The organism is Mesorhizobium sp. WSM4312 (assembly GCF_002294875.1).
In the GTDB taxonomy this organism is placed as follows: domain Bacteria; phylum Pseudomonadota; class Alphaproteobacteria; order Rhizobiales; family Rhizobiaceae; genus Mesorhizobium.
Genome location: NZ_NSFU01000002.1, coordinates 393393 through 413271, shown reverse-complemented (window position 1 = coordinate 413271; position 19879 = coordinate 393393). Strand labels below are relative to the sequence as shown.

Genomic DNA, 19879 nt, shown 5'->3' with positions numbered 1-19879 from the left:
GGGGTGGAACAGGGGTGGGACCTTTTAAGACCAAGGCCGGCGCCCCTCATCCGCCTGCCGGCACCTTCTTCCCGTAGAACGGGGAGAAGGGAGCAGTTCTGGCGACTGGCCAATCGTCGATGACAGCGTCTTTCTCCCCGTTCTACGGGGAGAAATGTCCGGCAGGACAATGAGGGGCGGCGCCGCCCTATAAAACTTTATCACTGCCCCACGGGAATCAGCCGGAAATCCGGCAGTTCGCGCAACACCAGTTCCGGCCCAGCCGGCGAGTAAACAACGAACAGCTGCATCGGCCCGTCGCCCGTATTCAGCGTCGAATGGAAACGGCTCTCCGGCACATAGATGGTGCAGCCGGGGCCGACCTTCGCGACCAGCGGATTGCCCTTCTCGTCCTCGACCATCTGCTCGCCATGGCCGGAGATGACGAAGATGATTTCCTCGGCGCCCGGATGGTTGTGGCGGGTGTGGCCCTTGCCGGAGGGGAGATCGACGACGCCGCCGGAAAAGCGCTCAGCGCCATTCACTTCCGGAGCGACCGTCAGGGCCAATCGGCCCCAATCGAAGCCGAAGGCGCCGACGTCCTTCGGATAGACAAACACCTTGCTCTTGTCGGTCATGATCTCATCCCTTCTTTTTCTTCGCGGTCGTTTTGTCGCCGCCAAGCGTCACCGCCTTGAAATCGGCTGTCTGCCGGGCAATCGCCGCTTCCGCCGGCAGCCTCTCCATGGAACTCGCGCCATAGAAACCATGCAGGCCTTTGCAGCGGTCGAGGATGTAGCGGGCATCGTCCGGCATGGAGATCGGCCCGCCGTGGCAAAGCAGGATGACGTCCTTGCGTACCGAGCGGGCGGCGTCGGCGATGGCGTCGATCGCGACGACGCAATCGTCGAGCGACATGGCCGAGGTGGCGCCGATCGAGCCGCCAGTCGTCACGCCCATATGGGCGACGACGATGTCGGCCCCGGCCTTGGTCATGGCGCGCGCCTCGTCCGGGTTGAAGACATAGGGCGTGGTCAAGAGGTCGAGCTTGTGCGCCTCGGCGATCATGTCGACCTCGAGCCCGAAGCCCATGCCGGTCTCCTCGAAACTCTGCCGCATGCTACCGTCGAACAGGCCGATGGTGGGGAAATTCTGCACGCCGGAAAAGCCCACCGTCTTCAGCTCGGCCAGAAGCAGCGGCATGATGACGAACGGGTCGGTGCCGTTGACGCCGGCCAGCACCGGCGTGTGCCTGACCACCGGCAGCACCTCATAGGCCATTTCCTTGACGATCTCATTGGCATTGCCATAGGCGAGCAGGCCGGCGGCCGAGCCGCGCCCGGCCATGCGGTAGCGGCCGGAATTGTAGATGATGATCAGGTCGATACCGCCGGCCTCCTCGGCCTTGGCCGACAGGCCGGTGCCGGCGCCACCGCCGACGATCGGCACACCTTTGTCGATCATTCCCCTGAATTTCTTCAGTATGTCCTTGCGCGGTATTGCGGGCATGTTTTTGAACCTCAGTGCCTGGCGATGTCGAGAAAAGCCGCGACCGCGGTCTTGGCGAATTCGGGGTCGTTGATGTGCAGCGGCGAGCGCGTGACGCGGCGATTGGCATTCGGCTTGATGGTGCGCTCGATGGCTTTGAACAGCACGGCGTCGGCCTGCGGATCGAAGAAGGCGCCCCCCTTGATGTCCAGCGCCGAGACGCCCTTCTCCGGAATGAGAAAATGCACCGGCCCCTCGCAAAGGGCGAGCCTGCCGCCGATCCACTCGCCGATCTTGCGACACTCGTCGGCAGTGGTGCGCATCAGCGTGACGTTGGGATTGTGCTCGTAGAACAGCCGTCCGCGATAGCGTTCCGGAATGGTCGAGGGCGCCCAGAAATTGACCATGTCGAGCGCGCCGACCGAGCCGACATAGGGCAGGCCGGTGCGGGCGATCGCGCCGAAGCGGTCTTCCGTCGCCGGCAAGACGCCGCCGGACAACAGGTCGCAGACCTCTGTCGTGGTGATGTCGATGACACCGGACAGCAGGCCGCTGTCGGCCAGCTTTTCCATGCTGCGGCCGCCGGTGCCGGTGGCGTGGAAGACCATGCAGTCATACGCGGTGCGAAGCTGGTCGGCGATGGCGGTGACGCAAGGCGTGGTGACGCCGAACATGGTCAACCCGATCGACGGCTTGCCGTCCGGCGGCGGCGCCGGCCTTGCCGCCATGCCCGCTATCGCCTGGGCGGCATTGTGCAGCACGACGCGGGAGAGCCGGTTCAGCCCGGCCATGTCGGTCACCGACGGCATCATGATGATGTCGGAGACATCGACATAGGGAGCCGTGTCGCCCGAGGCGAGCGTCGAGACCATGATTTTCGGCAGGCCGAGCGGCAGCGCGCGCATGCCCGCTGTGATGATCGACGTGCCGCCGCCGCCGCCAATGCCGATCATGGCGGCGATGTCGTTTCGCGACTGGACGAAGCGGGTGAAGGCGACGCCCATGCTGGCTACCGCGGCGCCACGATCATCGCCGCCGAGCACGGCGTCACTGCCGCCGGGGTGGTGGCCGGCAATGTCGTTCGCGCTGATGTCGACGGGTATTGTTGCGTCGCGCGTTCCGACATCGACGCGGGAAACGGCGGCACCCGTTGCAGCGATCGCATCGGCCAGGAAGGCGAGTTCCTCGCCCTTGGTGTCGGCGGTGCCCACCACATAGATGCGCTTCATTGCGTTCCCCAATCCAGGCAGGCGCGATGCGTCTGCCGCTCATTGCCCGGCCGTTCGACGATGCGAAGGTCATTGCAAATTTTTGAGACGCGCGTATCGTATTGATATGGATGTCTCACGTCAACAATCCACGGCGAGCGACGACGCCGAGCGGGGAAGCGGCCCAGCGCTGGAGCGAGGACCGCGCGCGCGTACGAAACGGCTGATGCTGGAGACAGCGACAAGACTGATGCAGGCGGGCGTCACGCCGTCGGTCAGCGAGGTTGCGGAGGCGGCCGAGGTTTCCCGCGCCACCGCCTATCGTTATTTTCCGAGCCAGGCCGCACTGGTGCAGGCCGTCGTCGACGAGGGGCTGGGGCCAATCCTCACCTGGCAATCGACCTCCGCCGATGCCGAGCGCCGGGTCATCGAATTGTTCGACACCGCCATGCCGCGCATCGAGGCCTTCGAAGCCACATTCAAGGCGGCATTGAAGCTGTCGCTCGATCAATGGGCGCGGCGCCAGGCCGGCACGCTGGGCGGCGAGCCACCCTTCACCCGTGGCCATCGCATGGACCTGCTGGAGGATGCGCTTGCGCCACTGAGGGGCGAGCTGCCGCCGCGCGAATTCGAGCGCCTGGCGCAGGCGCTGTCGCTGATTTTCGGCGTCGAACTGCTGATTGTGCTGAAGGACATCTGGGGCCTGGACAGCGGCAAGACCCTGGCCGTCGCCCGGTGGGCGGCCTCAGCGCTGGTGCGCCAGGCGCGACTCCGGACGCCATCCTGACCAGTGGTGGTGGCGGCGTGAGTTGGGCATGGAGGAGGGCTGGACGAAGGCGGATGCAGGATATGAGACTTCTCCCGACGCGGACCGGATTGGGGGGGGCGTCGAGGGCAATCCGGGGCGGTCGCCGCGGTAGCTCGGAGCGAATCTGGTTCGACCAGATTTGAAGGTCGGCGATTTCAGTGATTTTGGGGATTGGCGTTTTGCGAACGGGATGAAGGTGGAGAATTGCCAAAAATGAAGGAAATACCCGCATATAGCGGACGTGTTCAGCTTATTTTGGTGACGGCAAATTTTAAGAAAGCGCTTGACGAGCATCTTAAATTGGTAATACCAGATTAGGAAAGAAAAGGCGGATCGGGAATGACAGCCGCAGTCCATTTCGGCAGGGCGAGGAGGATCACACGGATGGCGCGTGTTCCGTCCGCACGAGGTGGCGCATCGTGACGCAGACGTCGCCTCGCGCCAGTGCCGGCAAGGGGATTGCGCTGCGCCTCGATGGGCTCAGCAAAGCCTATGGATCCGTGCGCGCCATCAACGACCTGAGCTTCGCCGTCGACGAAGGCCGCTTCTTCGTACTCTTCGGGCCGAGCTCGGTTGGCAAGACAACGACGCTGCGCACTATCGCCGGCCTCGTCCAGGCCGACTCCGGCACGCTTGAGATCGGCGGCCGCGACATGACCCATGCGCCGATCGCCGGCCGCGGCATCTCGATGGTCTTCCAGTCTTTCGCGCTTTACCCCCACCTCACGGTCTACGACAATCTCGCCTATCCGCTGCGCGAGGAGAAAGCCGCGCGCGCCGAGATCGACAAGCGGGTGAAAGAGACCGCCGAGATCCTGAAGCTGACACACCGCCTGAAGGCCAAGCCGGCAACCCTGTCCGGCGGAGAGCAGCAGCGCGTCGCGCTCGGCCGCTCCCTGATCCGCCGGCCAAAGATTCTTCTCCTCGATGAGCCGCTCACCAATCTCGACGCCAAGCTTCGGCACGAGACGCGCGCCGAGCTGAAGCGGCTGCACCGCCAGTTCGGGATGACCGTGATCTATGCCACGCCCGACGAGCTCGAGGCTCTTTCGATGGGCGAGACGATCGCCGTCATGCGCGATGGCGGCATCGTCCAGATCGGCACGCCGGACGAGCTTTACGAGCACCCGATCCATACCTATGTCGCCAGCAAGATCGGCTCGCCGCACATGAATCTGTTCACGGCCTCGGTGCGCGCCGACACCAGGTCTTTCGACACGCCGCTCGGAACTCTGGTTCCGGCGACGGCGCCAAAGACTGCCGATGCCGGCGAGGCCGCGCTGATCGGCATTCGCCCGAGCGACATTCGGCTCGCCGCCAAGGGCGAAGCCGGGGTTGCCTCGAAGGTGCATCTGGTCGAACCGCTCGGCGACATCACGATCGTCTCGGTCGAGGCCGGCGGCGAGATGTTGCGCATGGTGCTGCCGGAAGCGATCGCCGCCAGCATCAGGACCGGCGATTCGGCATCGATCGCCATCGATAACAGGAAAATCCACGTCTTCCGCGCCGTGAGCGGCCAGGCAATGACCTGACGCCAACGGCGAGAAGCAATCCGGTTAACCAAGGGAGGAAACGCGAATGACGGCGATGACCAAAGTGAAAGGGCTAGCGACAGCCGCAAGCTTCGCTGCCACGCTACTGGTGGGAGGCGTGACCTATGCCTCTGCCGAAGAAGTGACGTTGACGATGGCGGTGCCGGATTGGCCCCCGACCCGCATTATGAAGAAGTTCTTCGACGAGCAGTACAAGCCCAAGTCTGGCAATACCGTGAAGCTCGATGTCGACTTCATTCCGTGGCCGGATTTCTACACCCGCGTCAACGCCTCGTTGACCTCGGGCGAAAAGAAGTACAACTTCATCGTTTCGGACTCGCAGTGGTTGGGCGCCTTCGTTGAAGGCGGCTACTTCCGCAAGATCAACGATCTCATCGATGCCGACCCGGAACTCAAGGCGGCGATGGAGTCGATGCATCCCGCCGTGCTCAACGCCTACTCGACCTATCCCAACAGCACGCCGAACTACTACGGCTTCCCGCAGTTCCCGGACGTGCTGGTCACCTACGGCCGCAAGGACGTGCTCTGCAACGACGACGAGCAGGCCGCCTTCAAGGCGAAGTACAATGAGAAGCTGCCCTGCACCGGCGAAGAAATCGACGCCATGGACTGGAACACGTTCGAGCATGTTGGCGAATTCTTCCAGCGCAAGAAGGGCGACAAGCTCGCCGGCCAGGTGCTGGATGACGATTTCTACGGCATCGCCTATCAGGCAGGCAAAGGCTACGACTTCTCGACGAGCTCGGTCCACACGTTCGTCTGGCAGCATGGCGGCGGCATCTGGGATGAAACCAAGGCCCCGACCGGACATGCCGAAGGCGTCGTAAACTCCCCGAAGTCCATCGAGGGCATGGAGCATTTCCTCAAATTGCTGAAGTACATGCCGCCGGTGGTCAAGACGGGCACCATGGACATCTTCGTCTCGGACCAGTTGTTCCGTGAAGGCAAGGTGGCCATGAACATCGACTGGATCGGTCTCGGCGAAGCCTCGCTCGATCCCAAGACGTCGAAGGTTGCCGACAAGCTGGTGTTCGGATTGGCGCCAGGCCTGCGCGGCCCCGACGGAAAGGTGAATCGTACGTCACAGATCGGCGGACAGCCTTTTGTCCTCACCACCTGGACGACGCCTGAGCAAATCAAGGAAGCGGTGGGCTTCGTGAAGTGGTGGCTCTCGCCCGATATCCAGCACCAGTTCGCCGCCGCCGGCGGCCAGTCCGCGATCAAGTCGGTCTACAGCGATCCGAAATACGCGACCTATCGTCCGTGGGACCGCGCCTGGGCGAACTCGCTCGACTGGCAGAAGGACATGTGGCACGTGCCGCAGTTCTTCGAACTGCTCACCCAGCAGCAGGACCAGTACGACCTAGCCATCACTGGCAAGCAGGACGCCAAGACCACCCTGGATAACATCGCCAAGTTCCAGGAGGACCTCCTGAAGAACGCTGGCCTTATCCAGTAACCTTCCGACAAAGCTGCGGGGAGCGGGCAAAGCCGCTCCCCATCATTGCCACGCCAGGCGCTCCATATTTCGGACTCCCATGACCGCTGTTTCAAGCACGCTGCTGACACCACGCCTTACCGCGGTTGTTGCCCACAACTGGAAACTCGCCATCGCTGTCGCTGTCGTCGTGTCGGCCATATCAATGGCGGGCTTGCCGGCGGCTGTCTCCTTCTGGGTGGTGGGCGCCGCGGCGGCGTTGGTCGCGGCCGCATTTACCGTCAACGCGTATCGCCGCCACTACTTCGGCGCCCTGCTGGTCGCTCCGGCAATCGCCGTTCTGTTTGTGATGAATATCTTCCCCCTGCTGTGGTCGCTGGGCCTTTCGTTCTTCGCCTACCAGGCAAACCAGCAGACGATCCGCTTCGTCGGACTCGGGAACTACGTCCGGATCCTTACCAACGATCTCGCTGCTCACGCGACTTGGGGCGCGCTGATCAATACCGCCATGTTCGTCGTGTTCACCGTCTCCGCGCAGATGATCGTCGGCTTTCTGCTGGCCATCCTGTTCGCCAAGCAATTTCCGCTGCGCAAGTATTTGTTGATCCTGGTGCTGACACCGATGATGCTTTCGGTTGTCGCCTCTGGCGTGTTCTTCACCTACTACTATGACCCGACATTCGGGATTCTCAGCTACGTCATCAATTCCATCTCCGGCAACCAGTTCATCCTGATGAGCAACAAAGTCGGTGCCGTGGCGGGAATCGTTTTCGCCGACGCATGGATGTGGTCGCCCTTCGTCATGCTCCTTGTGCTGGCGGGCCTCGTCTCGGTGCCGAAATACCTTTACGAGGCCGCTGCCATCGACCGTATTTCCAGCTGGCGGCAATTCTGGATGATCACCTTCCCCTACATCCGCGGCCTTCTGATGTTGGCCCTTCTCTTCCGCACCATCGAGGCATTCAAGCTGGCGGATCTCGTCATCCTCCTCACCAAGGGCGGCAACGACACACTGACGATCTCCTATCACTTGATCCGCATCGCCAACGAGCAGAACAAGACGAGTGAGGGCGCGGCGATCTCCTATCTGATGCTGTTCATGGTGATCGTTCTCACCAACCTCTACCTGTACCTCGCAAACCGCCGTACGAAGGGAGCCTGACCCGTGGCCGAATCGATATTGGGAAAGCTCGGCTTCGGCAGGGCCAGCGGAGTAGACAAGGCCGGCTGGGGGCGGACGCTCGCCGTGGCCATCGTCGCCTTTATCTATTTTCTGCCGGTGCTGTTCATCATATTCACCGCCTTCAAACCGCAGGGCGACGCGCTCCTGGTGCCTCCAACGCTGTCGCCCACGTCGCTGTTCGGCTTGATTCCGGACCATTTTGTGTTCAAGCCCACGCTCGAAAATTTTGGGTCCGTCTTTTCCCGCTCGATGACGCCGGACGGTGCCCCGGAAGCGACAGGATTCGACCGTTATTTCTTCAACTCGATCTTCATCGCCTCGGCGTCGGTGCTGCTGGCGCTGGTCATCGGCACCCTGGCGGCCTTCGGCTTCTCGCGCTATCCGCTGAAAGGCAATGACACCTACCTGTTCATCATCCTGACCACGCGGATGCTGCCGGCGATTGTGGTGATCATTCCGGTGATCCTGATGTTCCGCGTAGTGGGCCTGTCGGGCTCGTATCTCGGCATCATCATGCTCTACACCGCCTTCAACCTGGCCTTCACCATCTGGATGATGAAGAGCTTCTTCGATGAATTGTCGCCAGACGTCGAGGATGCCGCCCGCATCGACGGATCGTCCGGAATGCGGGTGTTCTTCAAGATTTGCCTGCCCCAGGTCATTGCCGGGCTCGCCGCCACGTTCGTGTTCGGCCTGATCCTCACCTGGAACGAGTTCCTCTTCGCCCTGTTGCTCTCGGGGCCCGACACGAGAACGGTCCCGGTCGCCATGAACCAGGCCGTGTCGTCGGGTGGACGCGGCACCGACTGGACTTTGCTTGCCGCCATCGAAACCCTGTTCCTCGTCCCAGTCTTCCTGGTCACCTTCTTCTTGCAAAACCATCTGTTGCGCGGCGTTACCTTCGGCACCGTGAAGCGCTGAGATGTCAACCATCGAACTCCGCAAAGTCACCAAGCGTTTCGGCTCCTTCACCGCAGTCAGGGACGTTGACCTGTCGGTGGCCGCCGGTGAGGTCGTCTGCCTTCTCGGCCCGTCCGGATGTGGCAAGACGACGACCCTGCGCGTCATCGCCGGGCTGGAAAGCGTCACTGACGGCGAGGTCGTCATCGCCGGCAAGGTGATGAACAACCTGCCGCCCGAAAAGCGCGACATCGCCATGGTGTTCCAGTTCTACGCGCTCTACCCGTCGGCATCGGTCGGCGAGAACATCGCCTTCCCGCTCTATCATGACGGCATTTCCAGGGCTGAGCGGACTGCCCGCGTCAACCGCGTCGCCGCGATCCTCCACTTGGAGCACGTTCTCGACCGGCTGCCGAACCAGATATCCGAGGGCGAAAAGCAGCGCGCCGCCATGGCCCGCGCTATCGTCCGCGACCCCAATTGCTTCCTCTTCGACGAGCCCTTGTCGCGTCTCGATGTCGAACTGCGCCAGAGCATGCGTGGCCAGATCAAGGAAGTGCTGCAGGGCCTCTCCAAAGCGACCGTGATCGTGACCCATGACCAGCTCGAAGCGCTCACCATGGCCGACCGCATCGCCATCATGAAGGACGGCCTGATCGAGCAAGTCGGCTCACCGCACGAGGTTTTTGCCAAGCCCGCCAATGCTTTCGTGGCGAGCTTCATCGGCACGCCGCAGATGAATCTTCTCGAGGCCGACCTCAAGACCTTCGCCGATGGCACGGCGGAGATGGCCGTGGCCGGCATTAATCTGGCGATCCGCACGGACGCGGCGGTCGCGCGCCTGCAGCCCGGCAGGGTGACGATCGGTGTCCGCCCCCGCGCCTTCACCGCGACCGATACGGGGGACCGTGGCACCATCTCCGCCCGGGCCGAGCTCATCGAGCCCATGGGCGCCGAAACCCTTATTCATGCCCGCACGGCGGCAGGCGCCGACATCCGCGTCGTGGTGACGAGAAGCCAGCGGGTCAAGGTCGGCGAGGCGCTGAATCTACGCCCCGATCCCAGGCAAACCCATGTCTTCGATGGCGCTGGAAAGGCGGTGCGGTCATGAGCGACAGTTCTTCCGGCATGAGCCGGGCCGGCGCGTACTGCCTCGAGGTCTTCATCATTGGCCTCGGCGTCATGGCGCTGGTGCTGATCTTCCAACCCTTTTCCATCGGCCTGTACGCGGTCGGCAGCGGTCTCGTGGTGCTTGCCGGACTCATCAACAACCTGCTGCCGTTGGCCCAGCCGGGCGTCAAGGTGCGCAGTGTGGTGACCGTAGCGCTGGTCGTGGCGCTGGTCTTCTGCATTGCGCTGCTGGTTTCGATCACGGCGGCGCATCTCTACGGCGTCTTCTTCCTCAATCCACCGGACCCCAACACTCTCGCCGGCAAGGCGCAGCTCGCCACGCCGCCTTTCTACAAGCAGGCTTTCGTGTGGGAAATCGCCGCCGCGGCGGTGATTCTCGCGCTGGTCGTCACCGCTCTCAACAAGACAGCGCGATGATCAGCAGCTGACGCGATCCGGCAGGTCGCGCTCGCGCCGGTCCGCGCCGGTCGGTGTGCGTCGCACTCTCAACTCTCACGCCGTCATCCTCCGGCTTGACCGGAGGACCCGATGCCGAGATCAAGGACCGCGTCGACCGCGCGGCCCGTACGCTGCGGATCGAGCATCTGCTTGACCGCAAGACCGACCGCCTGTCAGGCGGCGAGATGCAGCGGGTCTCGATCGGCCGCGCCATCGTGCGCAAGCCGCGCGTGTTCCTGATGGACGAGCCGCTGTCGGCACTCGACGCCAAGCTGCGCGAGGCGCTGCGCACGGAACTGAAGAACCTGCAGATACAACTCGGCGCCACCTTCCTGTTCGTCACCCACGACCAGATCGAGGCGATGTCGATGGGCGACAAGGTCGGCGTCTTGAACCACGGCCGCATCGTCCAAACCGGCACCCCGCACGAGATCTACAACAATCCGCGCGACACCTATGTGGCGAGCTTCGTCGGCTCGCCGCCGATGAACCTCATCGACGGCAAGCTGGTGAACGGCCGCGCGGTGATGGCGCCGTTGAATTTCGAACTGCCCTTTGCGGGGGGGCCAAGGCGAGTGCGGCGACCGACGGTCGCCCGCTCGTCTTCGGCATCCGTCCGGAAGACGTCTATCTCGAGAGCGGCGCGCCGGTCGAAGCGCGCGTCCATGATGTCGAGAACCATGGCGTCGAAAAGATCCTGACGCTGCGCGTCGGCGATACGACGCTGCGCGCCACGGTGCCGGCAAGGACCGACGTCGCCATCGAGCAGCCGGTGCGCTTTGCCTGGAACCCGGAAAAGGTGGTGCTGTTCGACAAAGGCAGCGGTGTCAGCCTGCGTCACGCCGGATAGAGCGCCCGGTTACTTCGCCAGGTAGGTCTCGTAGGGCGTGTCGTTGATCAGCAAGATCACGCACTCCGGCAAACCCGCCGACGCAACCGGCTACCGGTAAGGCAATCCGGAATCGCTTCACGCCGAGCGTCCGTCGAAGTCGAAGATCGACAAGGTGGATGGGTCGACATCGGCGACGCAGTTGAGATTGATATAGGCGCTGCGCTCACCGCCTTCACGGACGTCCTCCGCGAAAGGGTGGATGCCGCAGGCGCGGCAGAAGCGGTGCGCCATGGCGTGGTTGCCGAATGTATAGGTGCCAAGGTCATCGCCCCAGGCCAGGACCGTGAGGCTCTCATGCGGGATGGCGCATAAGAGCGCGCCCTTGCGCGAGCAGATCGAACAATTGCACCTGATGGCGCCGGTCAGTTCCGCCTTGAATTCGAAGGCGATCTTGCCGCAATGACAGCTGCCTTTGTAGAGCATCAGTATCTTCCTATCGCTGGCAGGTGCAAAGGTATGCGGGCGGGTCATCCCTTTCGCAGGCCCAACCGGCTGCCTGCCTTAAAGACGTTGCATCCTGACGGAGTCCGACATCGACATGCAATCCATCCGCGACCGTCTCGAAATCATCCTGTCACGTCTTGCCAATCGCGCGGCCGACGAAAAGGTCTTCACCAAGCTCTATGTCGACGCCGCGCGGGCGGCGGCTGATGCCAGCGACGCCCGTAGTCGGGCCGGCGTGACGCTCGGACCGCTCGACGGCACGATCGTCTCGGTCAAGGATCTGTTCGATGTCGCCGGCGAGGCGACCACGGCCGGCTCGCTGATGCGGAAGACCGCTACGCCCGCCGCGCGCGACGCCGCCATCGTCAGCCGGCTTCGGCAAGCCGGTGCGGTCCTCACCGGCAAGACCAACATGACCGAGTTCGCCTTCACGGCGATCGGCGACAACATGCACTACGGCACGCCAGGCAACGCCGTCGATGCCAGCCGCATTCCCGGTGGTTCGTCCTCAGGCGCCGGCGTTTCCGTCGGCGAGGGGACAAGCGATATCTCCATCGGATCCGATACCGGCGGCTCGATCCGCATTCCGGCGGCGCTCAATGGTGTGGTTGGTTTCAAGCCGACGGCACGGCGGGTGCCGCTGACCGGCGCCTTTCAGCTGTCCGGCACCCTGGACTCGATCGGGCCGCTTGCCCGAACCGTTGCGCAATGTGCCGCCACGGACGCGGTGATGGCCGGTGAGGAGCCGACCGAACTGGCGGCCGTATCGCTCGCGGGACTTCGGGTCGGTGTGCCGCGCGGCGTTCTTTTTGGCGACACCGAAGGTGAAGTTGCCGCGGCGTTCGAGCATTGCCTCGGCAAGATCGAACAGGCCGGCGCGCGCATGGCCGATCTGGTGATCGACGACATGATCGCGGAATTCAGGACCGCCACCAAGCGGGGCTCGATCGCTGCCATGGAAGGGGCCGAAGTGCATGCCGACTGGTTGGCGACAGGGGCGTCGGTGCCGGTCGATCCGCATGTCAGCGGGCCTTTGTCGCGGGCGGCGATGCTGCCGGCGCCGGTCTATATCAGGGCGTTGCGCCGCCGCGCCGCGCTTATCGCTGCCATGGATGAGCGATTGGCCTCGGTGGATGTGCTGGTCCTGCCGGCCACGCCGGTGATGGCGCCGACCATCGTTTCCATGGCCGAGGATGCCGAGCTGCGCGACCGCGTCGAAGGCCTGCTGCTGCGCAACACGCAGGTCGCCAACCAGTTCGATCTCTGCGCGATCTCGCTGCCGATGCCTGATATGGCGCTACCGGCTGGGCTGATGCTGGTTGCGCGCAACGGCCATGACCGGCGTCTGCTGCGGATAGCCGCCGAAGTGGAGAGGCTGCTGGGCGGCTGACCGGTCGTGGATCTCAGTTGCGGATCAGGGCGATGAACAATGCCTGCGTTCGCTGTCCTTGGCGGTGCGTACGATGCGTGTCGCGACCAGCCAAGACAGGCTGTAATCCTTGCCGGTGATGGTCTGGGTGCGGTGCTGGATCGAACCCCTGACGACGATTTTCCCGTTGTAAAGCACGTCGGACTGATCCGTTATCGCCTTGTCGGCCTGCGGCAATCCGCTGGCGTCGATCGACACACCCTTGATGATGTTGCCGGTGGCAAGGTCGAGAGCGCTGTTCGACGGGCAGGGCGCCTTGAAGCAGCGCAACCCATTGTCGCAATAGACATAGCTGCTCTGAGCCGCGGCGAACGCCGGCAGGGCGCCGACGGGCGAGGCTGCGGCAATCAGAAATGCGAGGCGAAGACCGGACATGGCCGTACCGTCGCGGAGAATTGGGGCGAAACAGCGATTGCTATAGGTCGAGCGGAAAACGCCGCCGATAGTGATCGGCCGCTTCCGGATTGCGCAGATTGACCGGCAGCTTGCCGTCCAGCACCAGCAAGGCTTCGCCCGCCGCGCCGATGCCCATGCGCATCATCGATTCCTCGGTAATGCCTGCCATATGCGGGGTGATGATGACGTTGTCGAAGCCGAAATAGGGATGATTTGAGGGCAGCGGCTGCGTCGAAAACACGTCGAGTGCCGCACCGCCGATGCGGCGCTCCCGCAGGGCCTCGATCAGGGCGTCGTCATCGACGACCGGCCCACGCGAAACGTTGATCAAAAGCGCATTGGGTTTCATGCGGGCGATGCGCTCGCGGCTGATCAGACCGCGCGTCTCCGGCGTCAGCGGACAGCAGAGCACGATGATGTCGCTTTGCTCGACCAGCGCGTCGATCGACAGGAAGCCGACTTTCTCGGGCGCCGGCTGCATGCTGCGCGTCGTTGCCACCACCTTGAGGTCAAAACCGTGCGCAGCGATATGGCCGACGGCCTGGCCGACGGCGCCGAGGCCGACAATGCCGATGGTCTTGCCGGCGAGCTCGATGTTGGCGTTGGCATGCTCGCGCCCGGCGAGCCAGCCCTTGGCGCGCAGGTCGCGGTCGACCCTGCGGAATTGCCGCAGCAGCGCAAGTGCGGCAAACATGACGTGTTCCGCAACCGAACGGGCATTGACCGCCGGCACATTGGCCACCAGCACGCCGGCGGCGGTCGCCGCCTCCATAGGGATCATGTCGAGCCCGGCGCCATGGCGGATGGCTGCCCTCAGCCTCCAGGCGCCCTCGAACAGCGCCGGCGGCAGCGGCGCGCGCACGATGACGATATCGGCGTCCTTGGCCTCCCGGGTCAAGGTGGCGGGATCGAGGGCCGATGCGATGACGAGCTGGCCGGCGCCGGCGAGCTTGGCCGAGGCGCGCGGGTGCAGCGGATGGGTCGACAGGATCTTCGGCAAGGTCTGGGCCATTGTCAGGCCTTTTCGAGCGTCGGGCTCGCGGGCGCAGCCGCCATGCCGCCCTCGATCAGGCCCTTCCAGTAGCTCTCCGCCCCTTGCAGGTGGGCGCTCATCAGCGCCTGGGCGAGATTGCCGTCGCGGCGCAGCAGCGCCTCGTAGATCTGCACATGCTCGGCATGCGAACGCACGCTTCGTTCGGGGTCATTGAAGTAGATCGGCAGGCGCTGTTCGCCCATCAGATAGTAGACGCTGCAGATGTTGTGGAAGACGCTGTTCTTGGTGGCGCGCACGATCTCGAGGTGGAATTCGCGGTCCTCCTTGGCCAGACCTTCGCCGGCGGCGATGCGTTCCTCGGAAGCCCTGAGGATCTCGCGCAGCCGCTCGAAATTCTCCTCGGTGGCGCGCGAGCAGGCAAGCTCGGCGGCCTTGATCTCGTGGATCTTGCGCAACTCGACCGTCTCGTAAATCTGCAAGGGATCGAGCGGCAGGCCTGCGCGCGCGAACAGCGCCAGCGCCTCGACGCTCGCCTGCTTGGTGTCGATGTAGATGCCGGATTTGGCGCGCCGCTCGACGATGCGCATGGCTTCGAGGATGGCCAGCGCCTCGCGGATCTGGCCGCGGCTGACGGCGAAATGCTCCGCCAGTTCACGTTCGGATGGGGTGCGGCCGCTCTCCTTGTCCGAGTGGGAGAACAGATAGGCTGCGAGTTCCGCGAGAAGGTTCTTTTCTTTCATCGTCAATTGCGTTGCGCGTGCGCCTCCAGGAATCGCTCAGAAACGGTGAATCCCAATCCGGGCTTTTCCGGGATCGCTATCATACCGTCCTGTGCTTCGACAGTCTCTTCGATCAGATCGTGGATCATCGGGTTGGCGCCGAGCGAATATTCGACGGTGAAACTCGACGGCGAGGCGGCGCAGACATGCAGCCCGGCGAAGAAACAGGGCGCGCCGGCCCACAGATGCGGCGCAAAGCGCAGATTGAAGGCGCTGGCGATGGTGCCGATCTTCATCGCCTCGCTGATGCCGCCGCAAAAGGCGGGATCGGGCTGGAAGATGTCGGCGGCCTTGAGCACGGCAAGGTCGCGGAAGGCATAGCGCGTCGCCTCGCTTTCGCCAGTGGCGATCGGCACGGCGCCGGAGGCACGCACTTCCGCCATGCCCGGCTTGTCGTCGGCGATCACCGGTTCCTCGAACCAGGCGAGGTCGAGGTCGTTGACGAGGTGGATGAAGCGCTTGGCCTCCGCCACCGTATAGGTGCCGTGGGCGTCGACCATCAGCTCGACATCGGGGCCGAGCGCCCGGCGCGCGGCGCGGACGCGGGCCGCCGAGACGTGGGCGGCGCCATCCATGGCGCCGACCCGCATCTTCAGCGCCTTGAAGCCGCCCCGGGCGATGTAGGATTTCAACTGTTCACCGATGGCATCGGCGGACGCCCAGCCGCCCGAGGCATAGGCCTGCATGCGGTCGATCTTGCGGCCGCCGAGCAGCCGCCAGACCGGCTGGCCGAGCGACTTGCCGAGGATATCCCAAAGCGCGATGTCGACGGCGCTGATGGCGGCGATGCTCATGCCGCGCCGCGCCAGTTGCGGCATGGCGTGGCCGGCGCGGGCAGCACTGTCGTGGCGCACGCCATTGTAGAGCATTTCCCAGATGATGCCGATGTCGGCCGGATCGCGGCCGATCAGCTGCGGCCCGACCTCCTGGTTCAGCATATGGACGAGGGCGCCGTAGCTGCCGGCGCTGCCGGCTGCGTTCTTGCCTTCGCCCCAGCCGACCAGTCCGTCATCGGTTTCGATGCGCAGGATGGCGGCGTCGAAGGTCGTCACCTGGCCGAAGTCGCTGCGGTGCTGCCGAGCGGCTTCGATCGGGATGCGGACCCACCAGGCTTGGACGGTCTTGATGCGCATGTCTTTCCCCAGCCCCGCCGCCGGTCAGGGCGAAAGGGCAAACTTCCCAACAGTCGTCGACTACTTGATCAGCGGCAGCAGCGTTTCGGCGGTGATGCGCATCTGGTCGGTGTAGAATTTCTCGGTCAGCACGCTGGAGCCGTGGTCCTGGATGAACTTCAGCTGCTCAGGCGAGATATCGACCGGGTGGCGCTCGACCATTTCGGGATAGGGTGCCGCCGGCGTGCGGTCGACCGGGGCGACGAATTCATTGGTCAGCGCGCCGTCGTAGCCGACTTCCTTCAAGGTGGCGACGATCTTCGGCCAATCGATCTGGCCGAGGCCGGCTGCGAAGCGGTTGTTGTCGGCGACATGGAAGTCGAACAAGCGCTTTCCGACCTTACGGATGGCGTCGTAGACGTTAAATTCCTCCATATGGATGTGGTAGGCGTCGAGGCATACGCCGCATTCGGGGCTGACCGCGTCGGCTAGCGCCAGCGCCTGGGCGCCGCGATTGAACAGGTAGGTCTCGAAGCGGTTGAGCGGCTCGACGGCGATCTTGACGCCGACCTTCTTGGCATGGGTGAAGCATTCGCGGGTCGCGTCGACCACCCATTTCCATTCCTCTTCCTCGGTGCCGTCCGGCACGACCTTGCCGACCGTCGCGGGGACGAGCGTGATGATCTCGCCATCGAGCTCGCTGACCATGGTCAGCACGTCCTTGACGTACTGCACGGAGCGCTCGCGCTGGCCCTGGTTCTTGGCGGCAAGGTTGCGTTCGCCCAGCATCAAGGTCACCGCGCCCCAGCAGCGAATGCCATGCTCCTTCAACAGCGCCCGCGTCTCCTTGGTCTTGTACTGCTCGGGCTCGCCGGAAATCTCGATCGACTCATAGCCGAACTTCTTGATGCGCTTGAGCGTCGTCTCCAATGGTTCCGCCCGCATCCAGTTGTGCGTCGAAAGATGCATGGTCTGTCCTTCCCAAATTCGTCCGTATCGTTTGCCTTCGGCATGCGTCGCCGAAAGACGGCGCAAGGGTTCCTCCCCAAGGCATCCCCAGCCTTTTCCTGCAAACTGGTTCGACCAATTGGGCCTTAAGCGAGGTCTACAGCAAATTGCCTGGAACGGCAAGAAGCGCGGAGGCGCAACTTGCCACGTGAATTATTACATTGATTATATTGTGATATATGCCAATGCTTCAGTCATCCGGTAGGCTCGGCCGATGCATTGTCAGGCTTGACCAAATTCCCCTATTTGGTAATACCAGAATGGCAGTGCCTGCAAAGCGCCCGATGCAAAAAGACCAAAATGGCTGGCCCTGCTTCCAATCGGCGCTATGCTTGGTCACGACACAATGAGGGAGGATGCCGATGCCGACGACAATGAAGGGCCCCGGACTGTTTCTGGCGCAGTTCGCGGGTGACGCAGCGCCGTTCAATTCGCTGGCCGCGATCACCAAATGGGCCGCCGGTCTCGGCTATAAGGGCGTGCAGATCCCGACCTGGGACGCGCGCCTGTTCGACCTCGAGAAAGCGGCGTCTTCCAAGGCCTATTGCGACGAGGTGAAGGGTATTTGCGCCGATGCCGGCGTGGAGATCACCGAATTGTCGACACATCTGCAGGGACAGTTGGTGGCGGTGCATCCAGCCTATGACGCGCAGATGGACGGCTTTGCGCCGCCTTCCGTGCACAACAATCCGAAGGCGCGGCAGAAATGGGCGGTCGAACAGATGAAGTTCGGTGCCAAGGCCTCGAAGCACCTTGGCCTCAAAGCCTCGGTGACCTTCTCCGGATCGCTGGCTTTCCCTTACCTCTATCCCTTCCCGCAGCGGCCAGCCGGACTGATCGAGGAAGCGTTTTCCGAACTCGGCAAGCGATGGAAACCAATCCTTGACGTCTATGAGGACAATGGCGTCGATGTCGGCTACGAGATTCATCCCTGCGAGGATGTGTTCGATGGCGCCACCTTCGAGATGTTCCTCGACGCTGTCGGTGGCCACAAGCGCTGCAACATCAACTACGACCCGTCGCACTTCCTGCTGCAGCAGCTCGACTATCTCGAATTCATCGACATCTACCACGAGCGCATAAAGGCCTTCCACGTCAAGGACGCCGAGTTCAACCCGACCGGCCGGCAAGGCGTCTATTCCGGCTATCAGAGCTGGACCAACCGTGCAGGACGCTTCCGCTCGCTCGGCGACGGGCAGGTGGATTTCGGCGGCATCTTCTCCAAGCTGACGCAGTACAATTATGATTCTTGGGCGGTGCTGGAATGGGAGTGCTGCCTGAAGCACCCCGAGGACGGAGCGGCCGAAGGGGCGCCTTTCATCCAGCACCACATCATCCGCGTGACGGAGAAGGCATTCGACGACTTCGCCGGTGGCGCGACGGACAAGAAAGTGCTGCGCGCGATGATGGGAATTTGAAGCGACTTGCTCCCCCCGCGAGGGGGGCATCCAAGACACGAGGGAGAAAACATGGTCGGCGCATCGAAATCGGAAACGGGAGGCGGCCCGATCCGCTATGGTATGATCGGCGGCGGGCAAGGCGCCTTCATCGGCGCGGTGCACCGCATCGCGGCGCGCCTGGACAATGAGTTCGTGCTGGTGGCTGGTGCGCTGTCGGCGAATCCCGAGCGCGCCAAGGCTTCGGCCGCCGAACTCGGGCTCGATCCGGACCGCAGCTACGCTTCCTATGCCGAGATGGCCAAGGCCGAGGCCAAGCGCCCCGACGGCATCGAGGCGGTGGCCATCGTCACGCCCAACAATGTCCATGTGCCGGCTGCCAAGGCCTTCCTCGAGGCCGGCATCCACGTGATCTGCGACAAGCCGCTGGCGACGACACTGGCCGAGGCGAAAAAGCTCGCCGCGGTGGTCGAGAAGACCGGCAAGGTGTTCGTGCTCACCCACAACTACACCGCCTATCCGATGGTGCGGCAGGCACGCGAAATGGTGGCCAAGGGTATACTTGGCGACATCCGCATCGTGCAGTCGGAATATCCGCAGGACTGGCTGACCGAGGATCTCGCCGCCACCGGCCAGAAGCAGGCCTCATGGCGCGGCGATCCCAAGCAGGCGGGCGCCGGCGGCGCGCTGGGCGACATCGGCACCCATGCCTACAATCTCGCCCGCTTCGTCTCCGGGCTGGAGCTGGATTCGCTGTCGGCCGATCTCGATGCGTTCGTGCCGGGGCGGCTGCTCGACGACAATGTCAACGTGATGCTGCGCTTCAAGTCCACCGGCAAGACGCATCCGGCCAAGGGCATGATTTGGGCCAGCCAGGTGGCGCCGGGTCACGAGAACGGGCTGAAGCTGCGCATCTATGGCTCGAAGGGCGGGCTGGAATGGGTGCAGGCCGATCCGAACTACCTCTGGTACACGCCGTTCGGCCAGCCCAAGCAGTTGATCACCCGCAACGGCGCCGGCGCGCTGCCGGTGGCGGGCCGTGTGAGCCGCGTACCGTCAGGCCATCCCGAGGGCTACCTCGAAGGCTTTGCCAATATCTATCAGGAGGCTGCACGCGCCATCCGCGCGGCGCGCAAGAAGGGTGGCAAGCCGGCCAAGGACGTCGTCTTCCCGACCATCCAGGATGGCGTCGAAGGCATGGCCTTCATCGAGGCCTGCGTGAAATCGTCGAAGAAGAATGGGGCGTGGACGAAGCTCTAAAACAAGAATGATCCGGGGGGATCGGACGGGGGAGGGCTGTCG

The 19879-nt window shown here is 63.5% G+C and carries 19 protein-coding genes and 1 pseudogene; 11 read left to right on the top strand and 9 right to left on the bottom strand.

Annotated elements, in window-relative coordinates:
• Nucleotides 1-200: 200 nt before the first annotated feature.
• Genes CK228_RS05290 through CK228_RS05280 form a run of 3 tightly spaced genes read right to left on the bottom strand, consistent with a single transcriptional unit; the run spans nt 201 to nt 2696 of the window.
• Complete coding sequence (locus tag CK228_RS05290; protein WP_095787122.1) at nt 201-617, bottom strand: cupin domain-containing protein; 417 nt, start codon at nt 615-617, stop codon at nt 201-203.
• Between the two features lie 4 nt (nt 618-621).
• The gene (locus tag CK228_RS05285) at nt 622-1488 is read right to left on the bottom strand and encodes a phosphoenolpyruvate hydrolase family protein (protein WP_095787121.1); all 867 of its coding nucleotides are present in this window, start codon (nt 1486-1488) and stop codon (nt 622-624) included.
• Between the two features lie 11 nt (nt 1489-1499).
• Nucleotides 1500-2696, bottom strand: coding sequence for a Tm-1-like ATP-binding domain-containing protein (locus tag CK228_RS05280; RefSeq protein ID WP_095772400.1), 1197 nt, complete (start codon nt 2694-2696; stop codon nt 1500-1502).
• Between the two features lie 106 nt (nt 2697-2802).
• Between CK228_RS05280 and CK228_RS05275 the strand changes: the two genes are divergently transcribed.
• The 8 genes and pseudogenes from CK228_RS05275 to CK228_RS05240 all read left to right on the top strand — a co-directional run.
• A complete protein-coding gene (locus CK228_RS05275) occupies nt 2803-3462 on the top strand; it encodes a TetR/AcrR family transcriptional regulator (RefSeq protein ID WP_095787120.1) in 660 nt (219 codons plus the stop codon).
• Nucleotides 3463-3902: 440 nt separating this feature from the next.
• Nucleotides 3903-5015: an ABC transporter ATP-binding protein gene (locus tag CK228_RS05270; protein ID WP_095787119.1), complete on the top strand. Its 1113-nt coding sequence runs from the start codon at nt 3903-3905 to the stop codon at nt 5013-5015.
• Between the two features lie 46 nt (nt 5016-5061).
• Nucleotides 5062-6495: an ABC transporter substrate-binding protein gene (locus CK228_RS05265; protein ID WP_095787118.1), complete on the top strand. Its 1434-nt coding sequence runs from the start codon at nt 5062-5064 to the stop codon at nt 6493-6495.
• Between the two features lie 184 nt (nt 6496-6679).
• Nucleotides 6680-7636 carry a sugar ABC transporter permease gene (locus CK228_RS05260; RefSeq protein ID WP_244604648.1) on the top strand — a complete coding sequence of 319 codons (957 nt, stop codon included), beginning with the start codon at nt 6680-6682 and terminating at the stop codon, nt 7634-7636.
• A 3-nt stretch (nt 7637-7639) separates the two neighbouring features.
• On the top strand, nt 7640-8578 hold the full coding sequence (locus CK228_RS05255; protein ID WP_095772404.1) for a carbohydrate ABC transporter permease: 939 nt from the start codon (nt 7640-7642) through the stop codon (nt 8576-8578).
• A 1-nt stretch (nt 8579) separates the two neighbouring features.
• Complete coding sequence (locus CK228_RS05250) at nt 8580-9668, top strand: ABC transporter ATP-binding protein (RefSeq protein ID WP_095787117.1); 1089 nt, start codon at nt 8580-8582, stop codon at nt 9666-9668.
• Nucleotides 9665-10105: a hypothetical protein gene (locus CK228_RS05245; protein WP_095772406.1), complete on the top strand. Its 441-nt coding sequence runs from the start codon at nt 9665-9667 to the stop codon at nt 10103-10105. Before CK228_RS05250 ends, CK228_RS05245 begins: the two co-directional genes overlap by 4 nt.
• Nucleotides 10106-10221: 116 nt before the next feature.
• A pseudogene (locus CK228_RS05240) lies at nt 10222-10976 on the top strand (ABC transporter ATP-binding protein); the annotation flags it as partial.
• Between the two features lie 117 nt (nt 10977-11093).
• On the opposite strand, the gene CK228_RS05235 reads toward CK228_RS05240, so the two are convergent.
• The gene (locus tag CK228_RS05235; protein WP_095787116.1) at nt 11094-11441 is read right to left on the bottom strand and encodes a GFA family protein; all 348 of its coding nucleotides are present in this window, start codon (nt 11439-11441) and stop codon (nt 11094-11096) included.
• Nucleotides 11442-11556: 115 nt separating this feature from the next.
• On the opposite strand from CK228_RS05235, the gene CK228_RS05230 reads away from it, so the two are divergent.
• Complete coding sequence (locus CK228_RS05230) at nt 11557-12852, top strand: amidase (protein WP_095787115.1); 1296 nt, start codon at nt 11557-11559, stop codon at nt 12850-12852.
• 24 nt (nt 12853-12876) lie between these two features.
• Here the strand turns inward: CK228_RS05230 and CK228_RS05225 are convergent, their stop codons facing one another.
• The 5 genes from CK228_RS05225 to CK228_RS05205 are packed head-to-tail and all read right to left on the bottom strand — an operon-like array spanning nt 12877 to nt 17141.
• Complete coding sequence (locus CK228_RS05225; RefSeq protein WP_095787114.1) at nt 12877-13266, bottom strand: hypothetical protein; 390 nt, start codon at nt 13264-13266, stop codon at nt 12877-12879.
• A gap of 40 nt (nt 13267-13306) precedes the next feature.
• Entirely contained in the window at nt 13307-14299 is a 993-nt protein-coding gene (locus CK228_RS05220; RefSeq protein WP_179295812.1) for a hydroxyacid dehydrogenase, read from the bottom strand.
• A 2-nt stretch (nt 14300-14301) separates the two neighbouring features.
• A complete protein-coding gene (locus CK228_RS05215; RefSeq protein WP_095787113.1) occupies nt 14302-15021 on the bottom strand; it encodes a FadR/GntR family transcriptional regulator in 720 nt (239 codons plus the stop codon).
• A 2-nt stretch (nt 15022-15023) separates the two neighbouring features.
• Nucleotides 15024-16193: a mandelate racemase/muconate lactonizing enzyme family protein gene (locus CK228_RS05210; RefSeq protein ID WP_095772411.1), complete on the bottom strand. Its 1170-nt coding sequence runs from the start codon at nt 16191-16193 to the stop codon at nt 15024-15026.
• A 60-nt stretch (nt 16194-16253) separates the two neighbouring features.
• Nucleotides 16254-17141, bottom strand: coding sequence for a sugar phosphate isomerase/epimerase (locus CK228_RS05205; RefSeq protein ID WP_010911615.1), 888 nt, complete (start codon nt 17139-17141; stop codon nt 16254-16256).
• A gap of 401 nt (nt 17142-17542) precedes the next feature.
• Between CK228_RS05205 and CK228_RS05200 the strand changes: the two genes are divergently transcribed.
• Nucleotides 17543-18598, top strand: a complete 1056-nt coding sequence (locus tag CK228_RS05200) for a sugar phosphate isomerase/epimerase (protein WP_095787148.1) — start codon at nt 17543-17545, stop codon at nt 18596-18598.
• A 51-nt stretch (nt 18599-18649) separates the two neighbouring features.
• Nucleotides 18650-19837, top strand: a complete 1188-nt coding sequence (locus CK228_RS05195; protein WP_095772412.1) for a Gfo/Idh/MocA family oxidoreductase — start codon at nt 18650-18652, stop codon at nt 19835-19837.
• The last annotated feature ends 42 nt before the right edge of the window (nt 19838-19879 follow it).